This is a genomic window from Chitinophagales bacterium (genome assembly GCA_013816805.1).
In the GTDB taxonomy this organism is placed as follows: domain Bacteria; phylum Bacteroidota; class Bacteroidia; order Chitinophagales; family UBA10324; genus MGR-bin340.
In genome coordinates this window covers 105,665-125,056 of the sequence record JACDDS010000008.1, presented here as the reverse complement: position 1 = coordinate 125,056, position 19,392 = coordinate 105,665, and the positions used below count along the sequence as shown (strand labels likewise).

The 19,392-nt window shown below is 39.4% G+C and carries 14 protein-coding genes; 7 read left to right on the top strand and 7 right to left on the bottom strand.

All coding sequences use genetic code 11. From position 1 onward, the window contains the following. Nucleotides 1-233 precede the first annotated feature (233 nt). The 4 genes from H0W62_08540 to H0W62_08525 all read left to right on the top strand — a co-directional run bounded on the left by H0W62_08540 (nt 234) and on the right by H0W62_08525 (nt 5,981). On the top strand, nt 234-2,351 hold the full coding sequence (locus tag H0W62_08540; protein MBA3648584.1) for an aryl-sulfate sulfotransferase: 2,118 nt from the start codon (nt 234-236) through the stop codon (nt 2,349-2,351). A 333-nt stretch (nt 2,352-2,684) separates the two neighbouring features. Continuing rightward, nucleotides 2,685-3,590, top strand: coding sequence for an ATP-binding cassette domain-containing protein (locus tag H0W62_08535; protein MBA3648583.1), 906 nt, complete (start codon nt 2,685-2,687; stop codon nt 3,588-3,590). Continuing rightward, on the top strand, nt 3,583-4,860 hold the full coding sequence (locus tag H0W62_08530; GenBank protein ID MBA3648582.1) for an ABC transporter permease: 1,278 nt from the start codon (nt 3,583-3,585) through the stop codon (nt 4,858-4,860). Before H0W62_08535 ends, H0W62_08530 begins: the two co-directional genes overlap by 8 nt. Before the next feature lie 98 nt (nt 4,861-4,958). After that, nucleotides 4,959-5,981 carry a M28 family peptidase gene (locus tag H0W62_08525; protein ID MBA3648581.1) on the top strand — a complete coding sequence of 341 codons (1,023 nt, stop codon included), beginning with the start codon at nt 4,959-4,961 and terminating at the stop codon, nt 5,979-5,981. Here the strand turns inward: H0W62_08525 and H0W62_08520 are convergent. Both H0W62_08520 and H0W62_08515 read right to left on the bottom strand, forming a co-directional pair. Then, nucleotides 5,978-7,471: a hypothetical protein gene (locus H0W62_08520; GenBank protein ID MBA3648580.1), complete on the bottom strand. Its 1,494-nt coding sequence runs from the start codon at nt 7,469-7,471 to the stop codon at nt 5,978-5,980. The genes H0W62_08525 and H0W62_08520 overlap by 4 nt on opposite strands. A gap of 384 nt (nt 7,472-7,855) precedes the next feature. Further along, nucleotides 7,856-9,994, bottom strand: coding sequence for an aryl-sulfate sulfotransferase (locus H0W62_08515; GenBank protein ID MBA3648579.1), 2,139 nt, complete (start codon nt 9,992-9,994; stop codon nt 7,856-7,858). Between the two features lie 301 nt (nt 9,995-10,295). Between H0W62_08515 and H0W62_08510 the strand changes: the two genes are divergently transcribed. From H0W62_08510 to H0W62_08500, 3 genes are all read left to right on the top strand, one after another. Beyond that, complete coding sequence (locus H0W62_08510) at nt 10,296-13,706, top strand: isoleucine--tRNA ligase (GenBank protein MBA3648578.1); 3,411 nt, start codon at nt 10,296-10,298, stop codon at nt 13,704-13,706. A 307-nt stretch (nt 13,707-14,013) separates the two neighbouring features. Then, nucleotides 14,014-14,400, top strand: a complete 387-nt coding sequence (locus H0W62_08505; GenBank protein MBA3648577.1) for a TraR/DksA family transcriptional regulator — start codon at nt 14,014-14,016, stop codon at nt 14,398-14,400. Continuing rightward, nucleotides 14,397-15,062: a lipoprotein signal peptidase gene (locus tag H0W62_08500; GenBank protein MBA3648576.1), complete on the top strand. Its 666-nt coding sequence runs from the start codon at nt 14,397-14,399 to the stop codon at nt 15,060-15,062. The genes H0W62_08505 and H0W62_08500 overlap by 4 nt, the downstream gene beginning before the upstream one ends. Before the next feature lie 194 nt (nt 15,063-15,256). On the opposite strand, the gene H0W62_08495 is transcribed toward H0W62_08500, so the two are convergent. The 5 genes from H0W62_08495 to infB all read right to left on the bottom strand — a co-directional run bounded on the left by H0W62_08495 (nt 15,257) and on the right by infB (nt 19,351). After that, entirely contained in the window at nt 15,257-15,496 is a 240-nt protein-coding gene (locus tag H0W62_08495) for a hypothetical protein (protein ID MBA3648575.1), read from the bottom strand. 16 nt (nt 15,497-15,512) lie between these two features. Beyond that, complete coding sequence (locus H0W62_08490; protein MBA3648574.1) at nt 15,513-15,824, bottom strand: class I SAM-dependent methyltransferase; 312 nt, start codon at nt 15,822-15,824, stop codon at nt 15,513-15,515. A gap of 21 nt (nt 15,825-15,845) precedes the next feature. Then, a complete protein-coding gene (locus H0W62_08485) occupies nt 15,846-15,983 on the bottom strand; it encodes a hypothetical protein (protein MBA3648573.1) in 138 nt (45 codons plus the stop codon). Between the two features lie 138 nt (nt 15,984-16,121). Next, on the bottom strand, nt 16,122-16,292 hold the full coding sequence (locus H0W62_08480; protein MBA3648572.1) for a hypothetical protein: 171 nt from the start codon (nt 16,290-16,292) through the stop codon (nt 16,122-16,124). Nucleotides 16,293-16,453: 161 nt separating this feature from the next. Then, on the bottom strand, nt 16,454-19,351 hold the full coding sequence (gene infB / locus H0W62_08475; protein MBA3648571.1) for a translation initiation factor IF-2: 2,898 nt from the start codon (nt 19,349-19,351) through the stop codon (nt 16,454-16,456). Nucleotides 19,352-19,392 lie beyond the last annotated feature (41 nt).

Below are 19,392 nucleotides of genomic sequence, written 5' to 3'. Positions count from 1 at the left end.
GTTAATTATCAATTATCAATCATCCTTTTATCTTTCTTACCAACTATTAAAAATTATTTTTTGGTTACACTTTTATGCCGTAAAGTTGCGCCTGAAAAGACGTAGTCTCACCCGAAGAATATTTATTATAAATTATAAGATTTACGCTTTATTTTTTGTATTTGCAATGAAAGGTGAAAACCATTCTTAAAAAAATTATCTTCCTTGCTTTATTCATTTGAATTTTTTTCAGCATGAAATTTTTTTTTACCCTTATTACTTGCGCGTATGTATGGCTCACAGCTTTTACGGCGCAGGCACAATTTGTATACGTGTTTCCCAAGCCCGGAACTACTTATCATTTGCCTGATGAAACGATTATACTTCGTAATGGCTCTTTGCTGGATGCTGCCTCCATTCGCAACCCGTCTCTGGTACAGATTCATGGTTCACTAAGCGGCCTTCATACCTGGACACCTATCCTCTCTGAATACAAAACACTTATCATTAAATCAGATAATCCTTATGCCTGGGGCGAAACAGTAAATGTGGTTATTAATGATGGCCTGAAGAAAAAAGATGGTTCTAAGATAAAAGGAATAGCTTTTTCTTTTCAGATAAGAAACCAACCCACCCCCGAAGAGGAAGAAAGAATACGACTCAGCGATTTAAATGCTTTAAAGGAAGACCACAATTTATACACATCTCCTAGAGGAAACAACCCTATTTTAGGGGATCTGGATTCAATGCCCACTTTTAAAATTACTACCAATAATAATCCTGCAAAAGGCCAGTTCTTTTATTGCAGTCAGTCAGAAGATCTTGCTGACAGCAGCTATTATCCATCTATTATTAACAATGATGGATCTGTAGTATGGGCTGAAGATGCTGGTTTAAGAGGTCATGATTTTAAGATAGACTACAATGGTGATCTTAGCTATTACGATTATATAAATAACTATTTTGCTATAGTCGATTCCAATTTTAACCAGGTCGATTCTTTTGAATGCATTGGTTTTGTAACGAATGCCCACGACATGGTTCGTTATTCCGATAAGCATACTTTTTTAATTGGAACGGACGACCGGATTATGGACTTGAGCCAGATTGTTCCGGGTGGTCAGCCAAACGCTCTGTTAAAAGGTGCTGTAATACAGGAGCTCGACAGTGCTAAAAATGTAATCTTTCAATGGAATGGCTTTGACTATTTTAAAGTTACGGATGCAGATTCGAACACATCGCTTACAAATGGCATAGTCGATTATGAACATGCAAATGCAATTGAGCGGGATTATGATGGTAATATTCTGCTCTCTAGCCGGAACTTTTCTGAGATCACCAAAATAAATACCAGCACCGGCAATATTATCTGGCGGTTAGGAGGGGAAAACAACCAATTTGATTTTAAGATTGATAATATAAAACAGCACTTCAGCTATCAGCATGATATCCGCAGGATAGCCAATGGAAACATTACGCTTTATAATAATGGGGACTATCTTCCTAAACAGCGCTCCAGCGCAAAAGAATACTCTTTAGATGAAAAAAATAAAATTGCTACTCTCGTTTGGTTTTATGAACATCCGGATGTTATAAGGCCTGACAGCATAAAGGGTTTTGATACCAGCAAAGTATATGGCCGTGCATCGGGTAGCGTACAACGCCTTCCAAATGGTAATACCTTCATTTGCTGGGGAGATGTATACAGTAAAAAGGACATACCGGATATGACTGAAGTAGACATGGATGGAAATATTACCTGGGAGATGAGCTTTGACGATACTTCTCAAAAAAGCTATCGGGCTCATAAATATGTTTGGGATCCATGCAGCAGGGTTACGGGATATACTCTTCAATCATTTCCTGACTCACTTCAAACCTTCCTTAGCTGGGGTGCTGCGTCGGGTGCAATATCATACCAGGTACAGTATCGTCCTAAGGGCAGTGCCGAATGGCAGTCAGTTCCAGCAGATTCTTTTTCTGTATTGCTTTCAGGCCTGGTGCCTGCTACCACTTACGAATGGCGGGTAGTTACTATCTGTTCTGATTCGGCCTCAGCAAGCTCTCCTTATTCTGTAACGGATACATTCACCACTCCGGTTGCTTTATATATTGATCAGATTGGTAAAAGTCTGATATCTGTTTATCCGGTACCCGCATCCACTCAGCTGAATATAGAGATTAAAAATACAGATGCAAACCTGATTACTATAAGCAACACCATTGGAATGATTGTGTATTCAAAAAAGATTTATTCCGGTACATCTCATTCAATAGTTCAGGTTGATATTCATCATTGGCCTCAGGGAATATACCAGGTCGAAATAGATAACGGTAAAAGCCGCGATCTGCGAAAATTCATCAAGCAATAACAACCTATATTAAAAATAGGAAGTAAATTTTCTTAAAAGCGGTGGCCTGATTGATGCTTCTTCTATTCATGATCCAAATCTTATTGAAATTTATGGTTCAATAAGCGGGAGCACAGCTGGGTTCCGGTGGCACTTTAAACTGGCACTCTGCGAAAAGTACAGCAAAGACACAGGTAAAAATTGATGGTCTGGTACCATCACGTACTTCTATACCGGGATTGATGAGCTCCATTTGTATTATAACGGGATAAGCTTTCTGCCGAGTCATTATCAACACAGGACGCCTTTTCTTAGCCGGGCTTTTCTACCTTTGACAAATTAATTTTTCAAAAGATGTCGTTTCTTGAACTGAACAAGGTAGTAAAGACCTATGGATCAACAAGGGCGCTTGATGAAGTAGACTTTACTGTGGCAAGGCAAACGATCTTTGGAATGTTGGGTCCAAATGGAGCCGGAAAGACCACTACTATCCGCATCATTACAACTATTCTTGCAGCCGACTCAGGCAGCATATTATTCGATGGCCAGCCTTTGAAGGAATCACATTCTTCAGAAATGGGATATATGCCTGAAGAGAGAGGGTTGTATAAGAAGATGAAGGTATGGGAGCAGTTGGTTTACCTGGCACAGCTTAAAGGCTTAAGCGGACATGATGCAAAACGGAAGGTGTTTGAATGGATGGATAAGTTCGACATTAAAGATTGGTGGAATAAAAAAGTGGAAGAGCTTTCAAAAGGCATGTCCCAAAAAATTCAGTTTATTGCTACCATCATTCATGAGCCAAAGCTAATTATTCTCGATGAGCCCTTTTCAGGCCTTGACCCAATCAACTCTAAATTAATCGAAGAGGTCATTTATGAATTGAAGCAGAAAGGCGCTACCATTATTTTTTCAACACACAGGATGGAACAGGTTGAGGAAATCTGCGAAAACATAGTGCTTTATAATAAAGGAAAGATTATTCTCTCAGGAAGTGTAAAGGAAATTCGCCAGCGCTTTAAAAAGAATGAGTTCAGCATTCATTATGAAGGAACAGCGCCGCAGCTGGATGCAGAGTGCTTTCCAATTGTGCGCCAGGTAAATCATGAAATGGTAGTGAAAATAAAAAATGGTTATTCCTCGAATGACCTGTTAAGCACGCTCGTGCAACAGCCACTTAAAGTTGTATCTTTTAACGAACTGCTTCCCACATTAAATGAAATCTTTATTGAACAGGTAGAAGGAAAAAGCCATGAATAAAATCCTTTTGATAATTCGGCGGGAATATCTTTCAAGGGTACGCAAGCGCGTGTTTATCATCACCACATTACTTGCACCTCTTATTCTTGCGTCCTTCACCATTCTGCCAGTTTACCTGGCAAGTGTGAGCATGGAAACGGAAAATATTGCAGTGCTCGATAAGTCTGAGATTTTTACGGGAAAGCTGCATGATCATGACAAAATAAAGTTTTCCTATTTAAACGAATCCAACGATTCTTTGCAGAAACATTATGAAGAAAAGGGTTATACCGGAATACTATATATCCCTGCGGAATTTAATATAGATCATCCTGCTAATGCCGAATATTATTCTCATAATCAGCTGGGCCTCCTCACAGAGGGAGCAATAGCAGACGAAATGAATGGCGTGCTTAAAAAATTACGCCTGGAAAAAGCGAATGTTCCGCCTGAGCTCCTCGAAAATATTGATAAATCAGAAGTGCAGGTAGTTCAAAGTAACGACCAGCTGGGTGATACCGGAATAGCAACAGCTGTAGGTTATATACTTGGTTTTATGATTTACATCACGCTGATTCTATATGGCACGCTGGTGATGCGCGGAGTAATGGAAGAAAAGTCAAACCGCATAGCTGAGGTCATAATTTCCTCTGTGAAACCGTTTCAGCTGATGATGGGCAAGATTCTCGGTATTGGCTTCGTTGGCTTAACACAATTTATTATCTGGATTGTACTGGTAACTCTTATTCAATCTGTTCTAACGGGCTATTACTCGAATGATCTCCATCAGTTAAACCAGGTCTCTAATATTCCGGGAGCCGCGCCCCAGGGCAATATCCCTCAAATGGCCAACATCGTTTTACAAGCCGGCAAACTGCCGCTTGCTCTGATCGCTTCGGGGTTTATTTTTTTCTTTTTAGGAGGATACCTTTTGTATGCCTCAGTTTTTGCTGCAATTGGCGCAGCAGCCGGCGATGAAAGTGATCAGTCCCTTACGTTCATTGCTACCTTTCCTATCATCATCTCCTTTCTTATTTTAATCTCAGTGATGAATCAGCCGAATAGCAAATTAGCCATTATTACTTCACTGATACCTTTTACTTCCCCTGTGATTATGACTGCACGGCTGGCCTTTGAACCACCTGCCTGGCAAATTGTAGCTTCCATGGTCTTGCTTGCGTTTGGATTTTTTTTCATGGTATGGCTTGCAGCAAAAATTTATCGAACGGGCATTTTGATGTACGGGAAGAAAACATCTTTGAAAGAAATGTTAAAGTGGGTGCGTTATTAAATCTGTAGCACGGTAATTCATTTCATGAGTTGGGGTTAAACTCAGTATTACAAATAATATTTAGGTATTATCTCGCAGCTAAATAATCATTGTTTTAAATGACTTTCAGCAGATCTGTCTTCCCGATATTCACAGTTATCACCCTCTTGTTAGCCTGTGCTTCCTGCAATCATCCCAAAGCACCCCTGCAACAGCAGGATACTACAAAGGAGGCATCAATAAAGAATATCACTGTTCCTGATTTTAATGCCGATTCGGCATATGCTTTTATTGCAAAACAGGTTTCCTTCGGACCTCGGATACCGGGCACCACAGCACAAAATAAATGCGCTCAGTGGATCACTGAAAAAGTAAAGCAGTACACGGCTAATGTAATGGTGCAGGACGTTGAAGTAACGCTTTACAACCAGCAGAAAATGCCCTGTAAAAACATTATTGCGTCCTTTAATCCTGATGTACCCAAACGCGTTTTACTTTTTGCTCATTGGGATACGCGCCCATGGAGTGACCGTGACAGCATACTTAAAAATAAATCTTTTGATGGTGCCGACGACGGTGGCAGCGGTGTAGCAGTTTTAATGGAGATAGCAAGATTGATGAGCAGGCAAACACCCTATGCAGGTATTGATATCGCGTTTTTTGATGTGGAAGATTATGGACCTCCGCTATCGGAAGAAACAAAAGCCAATGAGGAAAATGCTTATGCCCTTGGAACTCAATACTGGGCTGCTCATCCTCATGTTGCTAACTACCGGGCTTACTATGGTGTTTTACTGGATATGGTTGGTGCAAGAAATGCCGTATTTCCAATGGAAGGGTTCTCTATGGATAAGGCACCCTCCATAGAACAAAAAATATGGAACACTGCTCAATCTCTTGGATATGGAAAATTTTTTATTAATGACAGAGCAAATGCTGTAACCGATGACCATTCCTATGTAAATCAAAATAATGGAACGCCTTCCGTTGACATTATTTACCTCGATAAATTTTCACCTACCGGCTTTGCTCCCCATTGGCATACCCAAAAAGATAATATGGAGATTATTGATAAAAATACCCTAAAGGCTGTCGGGCAAACACTGTTGCAGGTTATTTATTCTGAAACTCCTGAGTTTTAGCTTTGTAATTTCTCAGCTACTTTATGGTGGTTCAACCAGCCGCATTGGTTAAAAAATTGAACACGCAACATTTCTGCCGAATCTTGCATAATTCCTTTAAGATTATGCTGAAGACCTTTATAGCATTCCTTTACCAAAATGTCCGGCTTTGCCGCTTGTCTGAAAAAATTCAGTAATGATTTCTCAAACTGAAAGAACAGTTTTCGGGTGGTTAAAAAATATTCTGTCTGTCGTACAATATGTTCCAGCAAATCATAATTCCCCAACTCAAAATGCGCAACCAGGTTTAAAAGTTTAGCTTGCTTGAAATAGGGCAAGGCCTGTACTTCCTTAGACCGTTCATTCAGCAATACATTAATAAACGTAAGCGCTTCGCTATACTCCTTTGCCTGAACCAGGTAATTCATTATTGAATAATAGTTCCTTACTTCCACTTCGCGGTGGAAGCTCTCTTTTGTACGCTGGTTCACTGAACTATAGTACTCTTTTATAAGCTTCATACAGGCTTTAGTATTTCCATATTTAGTATGGTAATTCAGCTCGTTTGAGAATAAAAGGTGAAATTGAAAATAGCGGTTGGGTTCAGTATTTACGCTAAGCTGTCTTAGTTTTTCTAGGTAGTGCCCGGCTTCCTGCTGACATTCATTTTCGAGGTATTCATTAATCAGGTTATAATAGCAATAGATCAATTGAAATTCATGAAAATAAAAACGCATTGAAAATTTTTCGCACAAGGCGGCAAGCTGCTGTATGTATTCAAGTGCTTCCTTCTTCTTTCCCATGAATTTATGCTGCATATATTTTAAGCCCAAATACAAGCGCTGGATAGATTTAGAGCCATATTCCTTATTATCGGCGAGCATGGGTTTATCGTAAATGTCTTTTATCTGCGAAAACATTTCTGGTTGCAGTGCGCCTGTTTTACTTCCACTCAATTCACTGAGCTGAAAATAATATTGCCTCATTTCAGTGATGTCGGATATTTGCCGGATTACTGCTAGCTTTTCTTCATAGTTTTCAAAAGATAAATCATCCGGTGCATAAGTAAGGGTAGACGTAGCAATCAATGCATATTCCCAGCGGTAGGTAGCAAATTTCAATTCATTAAAATCATATGCCTCCGCAATGTCCTTTACCTTTTTTATCTGTTCCAATGCTTCATTGATTAGCATTTTTTCGCTGAGAATTTCTACGGTGCTCAGCAAGTACAATGCTTCCGTATATGATGAGGTTTTTTCTTGCTGAATAACCAGTGATTTCAGTATAAGGTCGTATAGATATGCCTTGGCCTTATGGAAATTCTTTTCGTAGGATGGGAATTTATTTTTTAATAATGCTTCACTGTATTCCTCCTGAGCCTCAATAGCATCGTATAATTTTAAATAGCCAGCTTCAGCTTCAATCATCCATCTCTTTGCATATTGCCGGAAAAACTTCTTCTCTGAATTCGAAAGGGAATGCACCAAATTGTACAATTTGTCTTTTGCCATAAAAAATCGAACGTTTTGTGAGACAAATAAGCTGTACGATCTAATGTACGCTTTTACTTTTTTTAGGGATCGTTTATTAATTGAAACCGGTTTATTGTTTCAATTTAGTTCATAATTATTGAATCCTTAAATGGTTTTGATAAGCATAGATACAAAAATTAGATCTTAAACCCTCTTATTCTCAATTAATTTTTGGGAATTCAATTTAATTTTTATAATGAAAAATAGGAACAAGCAGTTAATAAAAAAAATTTGTCCCCGGAGTATTCAATTTATTGAAGTGGAATTATCCGTCTTTGAAAATAGCAGACCTTTTCAGTAAATCATTTATGTGCAACAAATCGGTTATTCGCTGCAAGGATACTTGATGATATCACTAATCTGCTATTGCTTTAAAAATGTCTTAACTACCGTTTTCGAATTGCAATGAATCTCTGCTATATAAATACCTGAAGTGAGCGCATCCACGGCGATGGCTATTAGCTGGTGACCATTATCTGTATTGAAATCCGAATGCTTTACTATTACTCCAAAAATGTTTCTTATCTCAACAGATAACTGGTTATCTCCGGGTTCATTGATTGCAATATTTAATTTCTGACCGGCAGGATTTGGATATACATCAGCAATTAACTGCCCATTAATTATTAGATCGGTCAGGATATTCTTTGCAGCGAGCGTGGTAAACCTGGAAATAGAAGAATAGTTAGATGTCTCATTGTTATCACATAAGGTAAGTACCTGCCACTCGTACTTCGTAGCGGGGGTCAAATTTCTTATCGTCATAGTTGTGTTTGCAGTATTTCCTGCTTTAATCCATGAAGTGGTTCCCTTAACACGGTAGTTTACACGATATTTTGCTCCTCCGGTAGCCTCACCCCAGCTTAGAGATGCATTCTTTTCTTTCGGAACTGCATCCATTGTATAACCGGTAATTCTGCTGCATGGATTCCAGACATATTTATGTACACGGTAACACTTTTCACCGGCAGAATCAAAGGTCATTTCCCAGCGGATTACCTTATTTGAGTCTACTTCAGTTTGATTAGGCATTCCTTCATTAAGGGGAATAAGGCCCCAATCAATCATAGTATTACCGTTTGGCAATCGTTGGGCATTTCCTGTTGCACTCCCGAATACGTGGTTCCCGTTAACATCCGGATGTTCATAGTACCAGATCAGCGTTACTTTTTTCTTTTTTTCATCAACCATATATTCTTTTGCACTGCTGATTAAAGGATCAAGATGATTTCCATTGTTGAACAGTGTAATGTGGCCGTTGCCCAGCAGCCGCAAGTCATGCTGGTTTGAGAAATGTTCAGGAATATTATCATTCACGAAAGTGAATTGGTTATTTTCTCCATTCATGCGCCATATAATAGCACCGGTTTTATGATTTATCTTAGTTAATTCATCCATATTCCTGTTTGAAATCCAAAGGTTTCCATCTGCATCTCTTTCAAGAGAATTGGTATGCGCAAAGTCTACCGTTGCATTAGTCAGGGAAACATACTGATCAGCGTCAGTAATTTTAAAATGGTCCATGGTTCTCCATTCAAAAATCACGTTGTGACTGGCATCTAATTCCTGGATCACCGGGTATTGCACCACGGCATCGGGCAATCCGCCATAAGCAGTCAAATCCGTAGTTTCATTATCGTAAGCAAACACAAAAGAATGGCCGTCCGGATACATCATAAATTCATGGTTGTTTGTAGATTTTTCCAAGCCGTTTCCGCATTGAACGGAATCAATAATGTTATAATTGGAATCCATCACCATCCAGATCGCACGGTCATCAACAAAATAAGTGAGATACCCGCTTACATTTATTTTAAAATCGCGGCCATTGCTTCCAACATCCCGCGCCCAAACGATATTGCCATTGTTTTTTATAATGGTTAAAAAAGAATTTGTTCCTACGTGCCCAAGCACATCCTGATCTTCATGGTTGCAATAAAAAATCTGACCGGATGCAGGATTATTATTAATGTTAATCTTAAAAGCAGGCATTGAATCCAGAGGGTAAATTGTAGTCGCAGGCAAAGGGATCTTGTTTGCTTGTGATTTTAAATTTATAGTATGGAAACTTTCTTCAGCGAGACGATCATGGTTTGCCTGTAGAAACCGTACTTGTTCCTGCGGTGTTGATTCCGGCTTTATGTAAAAAGTGAACGATACACCTTGAATTTTTTCTTTGCTGGTTTTTTTAATACCCGAATGGACAGTCACAGAAACGGTTTCGCTATATACAAATGCCGGTTGTGGCTTTATGATTATTGTTTTATTATCATCACTAAGCTGTGCCATCCAGGAGTGTTCGCCGCTTAAGGAACCGGTAATAGTTAGCAGCTTTTTACCATCAAGGCTTTTATCATCAATAAGGTCTCCATTTTTTAAAATAATATTCGTTTCAGGAAAATGATGACGGGATGAAGGTTCAGGGCTGATATAAGCAAATTGAGCGATTGCTGTTGGGGATAATAGCCATATTGATAAAAAAATGCTAGAAACTTTCATCATTGTTTTCAGGTTGATTGTGTAATGACTGCACTAAAATATACATTATCAGAAATCTTATATCTCTTAATCTATTGTTATTACATGGCTATAGATACTGATCCAAAAAAGATTACCAAAACTTTAATTCCGGGCGAATTATTATAGCTGCTGTTATTGCTGTAAGGATCGTAAACTACCTAACTGTCCCCTTCTCTTTTGTAACTTTGCTGCATAATTAAGCGGTAAAATTAACCGCATTCCAACTAAAACCAGGGGCAACAAGTTTTTGCTGCTCAACTGTTATACCGATTAATTAATGTGAATGAAAGATTATCCTGAATATAAATCATTAAATCTTCCGGCTATAGACCGGGAAATCCTTCAATTCTGGAAAGACAATAAGATTTTCGAAAAAAGTGTTTCCGGCAGCGAAGAAAAAATACCATTTGTATTTTATGAAGGGCCTCCTTCGGCGAATGGAAAACCGGGAATTCATCATGTTTTATCCAGAACAATTAAGGACCTTTTTTGCCGCTTCAAGACTATGAAAGGATTCCAGGTACAACGTAAAAGCGGTTGGGATACCCATGGATTGCCGGTAGAGCTAAGCGTGGAAAAATTATTAGGGATTCGAAAAGATGATATTGGTAAAACCATATCAGTAGAAGAGTACAACCGAACCTGCCGGGAAGAGGTGATGAAATATAAAGACATATGGGAGGATTTAACATTAAAAATGGGTTATTGGGTTGACCTTCAGCACCCTTATGTCACGTTTGAAACTAATTATATAGAAACATTATGGTGGTTATTGAAGAAATTTTACGATAAAGGATATGTGTACCATGGCTATACCATTCAACCCTATTCGCCTGCAGCCGGCACCGGTATAAGCTCACATGAGTTAAACCAGCCCGGAACGTATCGGCCAATAAAGGATACTTCTATAGTGGCTCAGTTCAAAATAATTCCCGCAGAAAAATCCAAATTTCTCTTTAAGGATTCGGGTGATGATCTCTTTTTTCTTGCCTGGACCACTACACCATGGACACTCCCCGGAAATTGCGCATTAGCCGTTGGAGAAAACATTACTTATTCAGGTATTAAAACTTTTAATCCCTACACTTTCAAGCCGGTTACCGTAATTCTTGCTAAAGATTTAAGAGGTAAATACTTTCCCGAAAAAAACACTAACCTGCCATTTGAACAATACAAGGAAGGCGATAAAGACATTCCATTCACAATTCTTTTTGATGTGGCAGGAAAGCAACTTGAAGGAGTTAAGTATGAGCAGTTAATGCCTTATGTGAAACCTTCAGGTAAAGTCTTTGAAGTAGTGCTGGGTGATTTTGTATCTACCGAGGAAGGTACTGGCATTGTTCACACAGCTTCGCTATTTGGTGCGGATGACTTTCGGGTATGTAAAGCCAATAATATTGCTTCTATCCTGGTAAAGGATGAGATGGGTAATGATGCCCCCGTGGTTGATAATAGAGGCCGGTTTGTAAAAGAGATAGTTGATTTCGCAGGTGAATTTGTCAAGGAACAGTACTTAACTGATGAAGAGAAGAAAATAGAAAAACAAAAACAGGGCGGTGACCGGTATTTGTCTGTAGATGAAAGGATTGCCATCAAATTAAAAAAAGAAAATAAAGCTTTTAAGATTGAAAGGTTTGAACACTCATACCCGCATTGCTGGCGTACAGATAAGCCTCTTCTATATTACCCTCTTAATTCGTGGTTCATTAAAACTACAGCCTCAAAAGAAAGGCTTATTGAATTAAATAAAACGATCAATTGGAAACCGGAAGCTACAGGCACCGGGCGTTTCGGCAATTGGCTTGAAAATCTTCAGGATTGGAACCTCTCAAGGTCCAGGTTTTGGGGAACGCCTTTGCCTATTTGGAAAACGGAAGATGGCAAAGAAGAAATCTGCATCGGTTCTTTGGAAGAGCTTGCAAAGGAAATTGAGAAATCAGTGGCTTCAGGACTGATGAAGGAAAATCCAATACGCGATCCGGAAACAGGATTATTAAAAACTGTTGATCTCCATAAGCCTTTCGTTGATGACATAATACTTCTCTCACCCCAGGCAAAACCAATGTATCGTGTTCCGGATCTTGCAGATGTTTGGTTTGATTCAGGTGCTATGCCCTATGCTCAATGGCATTATCCCTTCGAAAATGAACAAACGTTTAAAGAAAATTTCCCGGCAGATTTTATTGCAGAAGGAGTTGACCAAACCCGCGGATGGTTTTTTACGCTTCACGTAATTGCAGTGATGCTCTTTGATAGTGTTGCCTTTAAAAATATAGTAGCAAATGGGTTGGTGCTTGATAAGTACGGTAATAAAATGTCGAAAAGGATCGGAAATGTGGTAGAACCATTTGAAACCCTGGACAATTATGGCGCTGATTCAACCAGGTGGTATTTAATCACGAACTCGCAACCCTGGGACAATCTGAAATTCGACATGGAAGGGATTGATGAAGTTCGCAGGAAGCTCTTTGGAACACTTTATAATACTTACGCCTTTTTTTCTCTTTATGCTAACATCGATGGGTTTATATATCAGGAAAAGGTAGTACCAGTGCATGAAAGACCTGAAATTGACAGATGGATTATTTCTTTGCTTAATACCCTGATTAAGGACGTTAATGGCTACCTCGAAGATTATGAACCCACAAAAGCAACACGTGCCATTCAGGAATTTGTAGATGAAAATTTGAGTAACTGGTACGTACGGCTTTGCCGCCGGAGATTTTGGAAAGGTGAATATTTCGAAGACAAGGTATCCGCGTATCAGACTTTATATACTTGTTTAGAAACCCTTGCTCAGTTGATGGCGCCTGTTTCTCCCTTCTTTTCAGAATGGCTTTTTCAAAACCTAAACGAAGTTACCAAACAGAAAACTGAGCTTTCAGTACATCTTACTCAATATCCGGTACTTGATTCTTCACTGATTGATAAGCAGTTGGAAGAAAGGATGAAATGGGCACAGGATATTTCTTCTTTGGTACTATCGTTGCGAAAAAAGGTAAATATTAAAGTGAGGCAGCCATTGAGCCGCATTATGATACCTTATTCTGATGAAAGTTTTCGTGACCAGGTAATGAAAGTGCGGGACCTGATTCTTGCTGAAGTTAATGCAAAGGAACTTGACTTTGTAACGGATACTTCAGGACTGGTTACGAAGAAAGTAAAACCTAATTTTAAATTGCTCGGCTCCAGGCTCGGAAAAGGAATGAAAATCGTTAATGAGCAACTTACCAGCCTTCGTACGGAACAAATACAAAACCTGGAGTTGTTTGGCTCTATAGATCTTGATGCCGGGGAAGACAGGATAACGGTTAACATTAATGAGGTAGAAATAATTTCGGAAGATATTCCCGGCTGGCAGGTCGCTTCTTTTGGGAATGTGACAGTGGCTTTGGATACAAGCATTACAGATTCTTTAAAAGAGGAAGGGAACGCCCGTGAACTGATAAGCCAGCTTCAAAAACTTCGAAAAGAACGTGATTATGAAGTAACGGATCGCATTGAAGTATCCATTGAAAAGCAGGAAGAAATAAATGCAAGTGTAATAAATTTTAAAAACTATATTTGCAGCGAAATTTTAGCCGATAAGTTGGAATTGGTTGATAATGTGGAAGATGGAACGCCGGTTAAAGTGAACGATTTGCCGGTAAAAGTAATTATTAAACACAAAATATATCCTGATGAAAGCGAGTAGTAAAAGTGTACCCGCCAGGCCGGTAAAAAAAGCTGCTGCCGCCAGATCAGCAAAACCAGTTGAAAAAAAACAAAAGCCTAATGTTCAGAATAGCTTAAAAACCAATAAACGAACAGGAAAAAAAATTACACTCCCATCTGCTGCTAAAACGAAAAGGCCCGCATCTAAAAAGAATGGAGTCATAAAGAAATTAGTTTCCAGGGCAGTAGAAAAGCTTAAGCATGTGATCCGGCCAAATGAAAAGGCAGAAATTAAGGGAAAACTAAAAGCTACGCAGAGTTCCCCCAAGCTTTTGACTAGCGGAAGAATGGAAGATGTTAGAACCCGCTACAGCGATACAGAGCTTGTTGAATTTAAACAGCTTATTAAGGAAAAGCTGGAAGCTTCAAGAAAAGAACTCAAGTATTTACAAGACCAGATTAACCGTACCGGCGATAATGGAACGGATGATACAGAAAACAAATTCGCCTCCAGCGATGATGGATCGAGCAGCATGGAACGGGAGTATTTAAACCAGATGGCAGCGCGTCAGATACTGTATATAGATCATCTGGATAAGGCATTAATCCGTATTCAGAATAAAACATACGGTATTTGCCGAGTAACTGGTAAGCTCATAGAAAAAGACCGGTTAAAGGCAGTTCCCCATGCCACTCTCAGTATGGAAGCTAAAATGATGAAGTCGCACACTTGAAGAAATACCTGCTTCCTTTCTCGATTGTTATTTCCGTGCTTGCCCTTGATCAGGGTATTAAATTTTGGGTAAAGCTGCATTTCCTCTACACTCAAAGTCTGCAAATTTTCAGCTGGTTTTATATTTATTTTATTGAAAATGAAGGAATGGCTTTTGGGCTTAGCTGGGGGGGCGAGTATGGAAAATTATTGCTCACCTTGTTTCGAATACTCGCCGTAGTGGCTATTGGATACTATTTATTAAAATTGATAAAGCAAAAAGCTCATCCCGGATTTGTTAGCGCAATATCCCTTATTATGGCGGGTGCCATAGGCAATATACTCGACTCTGTTTTTTACGGGAAAATCTTTTCATTAAGTACCCCTTCTCAGTTAGCTTCATTATTACCTTCGGAAGGGGGTTATGCTAACTGGCTTCATGGAAGGGTAGTCGACATGCTTTATTTCCCAATTTATGAAGGGTATCTTCCTCATTGGCTTCCAATATGGGGAGGTCAGTATTTAATTTTTTTCAGACCCATCTTTAATGTAGCTGACGCCTCTATCTCTATTGGTGTTATACTGATCATGCTTTTTCAGAGAAAATTTTTTAAGGATCATAAGACTATTCAAGCTGCGCCGCTTCCGGCTGTTGAGTCTGTAGAAGTTGAGGGCAATCAATAATTAATAACAGGCTGCCGGTAGATTGTGATATTGGAGAAGAACACCTTAGAAACTATTTCTAAAGATTTTTTCCGCACAAGCGCTTAGAATAATTCTTTGCTGCATCATTCCTAAATCCTGGTTTCTTTGGGAATTTACATTTAACAGCGGATGGATATCAATATCCTCAAAACCTGCCTCTTTCAACAATTTTTTTAACGACCCTTTGAATACAAATTTTCTGAATAAAACTGATCGGCTATCACGCCTTTATCAGTATGATTGATAATTTCCCGGGAAATAATTTTTTTTCCGGTTGATGATAAGCAACGTTCGCGGCAAACAAAATATTTATTACCAATCCATTCCCATGAGCGCGGTTGAAATGAATGCTTGAGAAAATTCCATCCGCCACATCTATCAGTATTTTGCCGCCTGGTCTTAATATCCGCCATACAGATTGTAAAACTTTCAGATCATCATTACAAGACTCGAAGTAACCGAACTATTACCAAGCAACATTACGGCATCAAAGGAGTCGTCATTAAAAAAAGGTTCTCTTGCATCCCCTTCCCTGAACCTGATTGAAAAATCATTTTCCTTACTTATTTTCCTCGCCTTTGAAATTAAGTAATGGGATCTGTCAAGCCCTTCTACATTTCTATATCCATTTTCATACATCTTAAAAGTGTGCCTTCCCTGACCACAGCATAAATCGAGAATCCTTGCTTTTTTATCAATGTTTAATATGTGAAGAAATCTCTCTGTTTCATAGCTGGTTATCTGGTCATCTTCTACTACATCTCAATCGGTCATTAAATACAGGGAATTAAAAATAAACCGCCACCATTCCGGATGCTCATGAGATTCAAGATCTGATACGGGTCCCAAAGATTTTGAATAATGATTTTCTGGTCTCGAAGAAGTTTTAACGAGCTTCATAGATAAGGATTTTACTACAACATCGAATTGTAACTTTATTAAAAATATGAAACCGGCAATAAACTCACTGGTTTGTACAAATCATACTAACAATCATGTTGCCAAATACTTAGAATATTTTTTGGCTGGAGTTTTACACTACAAAGTACCGTGTTCCCCTTTTTTCTTATTGACAGATAGCCTGAATTTTCTTGCCAATACCTTTTTCCGCAATTCGTCCTGATCAGGCTTTTCTTTTTTTACAGATATATTTTTGTCTTTTATATACTGGCGTTGATATTCAGCAATTCTTTTTTTTGATGATTGCATGGTAAACAATTTTGTTCGAGTCAACTTAAACTAAAAAGGATTTAACTGTTAAGCTGAATTCTATGAGGCAGACAGGAAGCATTTTTCAAATAAAAGCGGCAAGCATAAATAAAAAACGCTCCTGGATTGGAGCGTTGTAAAAATCAATTGGGGATTAATAACTATAATGTTCTCTTCACTTCAGTCTCCTCATATCCCTCAATTATGTCTCCTGCTTTTATATCATTAAAGTTCTTAATAGCAATACCGCATTCCTGCCCGCTCGCTACTTCTTTTACATCGTCTTTAAAGCGTTTCAGAGAAGTTAATTCGCCGGAATATATAACAATACCATCGCGAACCAGGCGCACCCTGGTATTACGGGTAATCTTTCCTTCTGTCATAAAGCAACCGGCCACGGTACCCACTTTGGTAACTTTAAACACTTCCCGAACCTCTGCATTTCCCACTATTTTTTCTTCAATCTTGGGTTCAAGCATACCCTCCATGGCACTCTTTAATTCATCAATCGCATCATAGATGATTGAATAGAGCCGTATCTCAATGTTTTCTTTTTCAGCAATTCTTCGTGCACTTTGCGAAGGACGAACCTGGAATCCAATAATAATGGCATCCGAGGCAGAAGCAAGCAATACATCGGATTCTGTAATCTGACCTACTGCTTTGTGAACCACATTTACCTGAATTTCAGGAGTAGAAAGCTTCAGGAGTGAATCGGTTAAGGCCTCCACCGATCCATCAAAGTCTGCCTTTACAATAACATTCAGCTCTTTAAAGTTACCAAGTGCAAGGCGCCTGCCTATTTCATCAAGTGTAATATGCTTTTTCGTTCGGATGCCCTGTTCCCGTAGAATTTGCTGGCGCTTATAAGCAACCTGTTTTGCTTCCTGCTCTTCATCAAATTCTTTAAATTTTTCACCAGCCTGAGGTGCACCATCAAGTCCCAATACTAAAACGGGTGTTGACGGACCTGCAGAAAGAAGCTTTCCGCCTCTTTCATTAAACATGGCTTTTATTTTTCCAAAATGACTTCCTGCTACAATTACGTCTCCCTGTTCTAAGGTTCCTTCCTGTACCAATAAAGTAGCTACATAGCCACGCCCTTTATCAAGTGTTGCTTCAATAACAGTTCCTGATGAAACCTTGCGGGCATTTGCTTTTACATCCAGTAATTCAGCTTCAAGAAGAATTTTTTCAAGTAGTGAATCCACTCCGGTACCCTGCTTGGCAGAAATTTCCTGGGATTGGTATTTTCCTCCCCATTCTTCTACCAGTAAATTCATGCTTGCGAGCTGCTGCCTTATATTATCTGCATTTGCCCCTGGCCTATCCATTTTATTAAATGAAAATATCATCGGTACACCGGCGGCCTGGGCATGGCTAATCGCCTCTTTCGTTTGAGGCATTACGCTGTCATCAGCAGAAATTACAATTACTGCAATGTCCGTAAGCTTTGCTCCGCGGGCGCGCATGGCAGTAAAGGCTTCATGCCCCGGCGTATCAAGGAAAGTAATCCTTTTTTTATTTCCGACTTCTACTTCGTAGGCACCAATATGCTGCGTGATGCCACCCTTTTCGCCCGCTACTACATTTGACTGCCGTATGTAATCCAGTAAGGAAGTCTTACCATGATCCACATGACCCATAATGGTAACTATGGGTGCTCTGTGTTCCAGATCTTCAGGCTTATCTTCCTCCGCTTCCTCTTCAAATTCATCCTGTTCCTCTACAGAAATAAATTCAACATCGGCTCCGAATTCATGTGCAACCAGTTCTATAATTTCAGCGTCAAGCCTCTGGTTTATAGAAACAATAATACCCAGGTTGAGGCAATTCTTAATAACGTCAGTAACCGAAACATTCAATAAACTTGCTAATTCTGCTACAGATATAAATTCAGTAACCTGTATTACTGTCTTTCCTTCATCCATTGTTTGCTCTCCGGCCGCTTCTTCTCTTTTTATACGGCGGTACTTTGCTTTTGAGCTTTTTCCTTTTGTAGTGCCACTAAGCCGAGCCATAGTCTCCCTGATTTTCTCCTGAATTTCTTTTTGAGAGACTTCAGGAGCTACATCACGGTCAGGACGTTTTTTAAGATCACGGTTTTCCCTGATATCCCGTTGAAACGGTGGCCTGCGATCATCACGCTGTAGAGGCGGACGTTGATTTTTTTCTCTTTCCAGCTTCTGTTCAGGAGTCTCCGGACGGTCAATGGTGTAGATGCGCTTGCGTTTTCTTTTTTGATCTTTTCCGGCTTTAATAATGTCAGAATAATCAGCGCGCTTGCTTTTAATATTGGCAAGATCCAGCTTGCCTATTACCTTAGGACCATCCAACCTTTCATACGCTGTCTTCTTTACTTCTACTGCCGGAGTTTCGGATTTTTTATCAGCATCAGTTTCTTCTGTTATTTCAACTGCGGGCTCAACATTAGCAGCTGATTCTGCTGATACCGGAATTTCTGCCTCGGTCTGTTCCGGTACATTTGATTCTGAAGGTATTACTTCAGGTTCTTTTGCTTTTTCAACAGGCTCCTGTGCTACCGGCTTTTTCTTATCAGGCCGTGTTTTTGTTTCAAGCTTTTCAAGATCAATTACGCCTACTACTTTCGGTCCTTCTAGTATATCCGCTTTTGCCTCTTTCACCTCCGGCTCTTTAATGACAGGTTCTTTTACCGGTTCTTTTTCAAGTGGTGGTTCTTTAATTTCCGGAACAGGGGGTTTCTTTTCAATTACACGGGCTGGTGGAGGGGAGGGCGCAAGATTTTTTACAAAAATTTCATTCTCAGCTTCTATTTTCTTTTTGGGGGCAATAATTTCTTTTTCCTCACTTTTAAAGAGCTTGGAACCCAGGCTTATTTTATCAGCTTGTATTTTATCAGTTTTGTCCTGCTGAAATTCTTTAAGCAGGGCCTCATACATGTCCGGCGTAATCTTGGTAGTAGGCCGGTTATCGACCTTAAAACCTTTATGCTGCAAGTGTTCCACAAGGTGAGCAACCCCTACATTCAGTTCTTTAGCAACTGCAGCAATTCTTTTTTCTGTTAGTACTTCTGCCATCAATTTTTTCTTCGCTCGCTTCGAAGATTTTCATTGCAAAG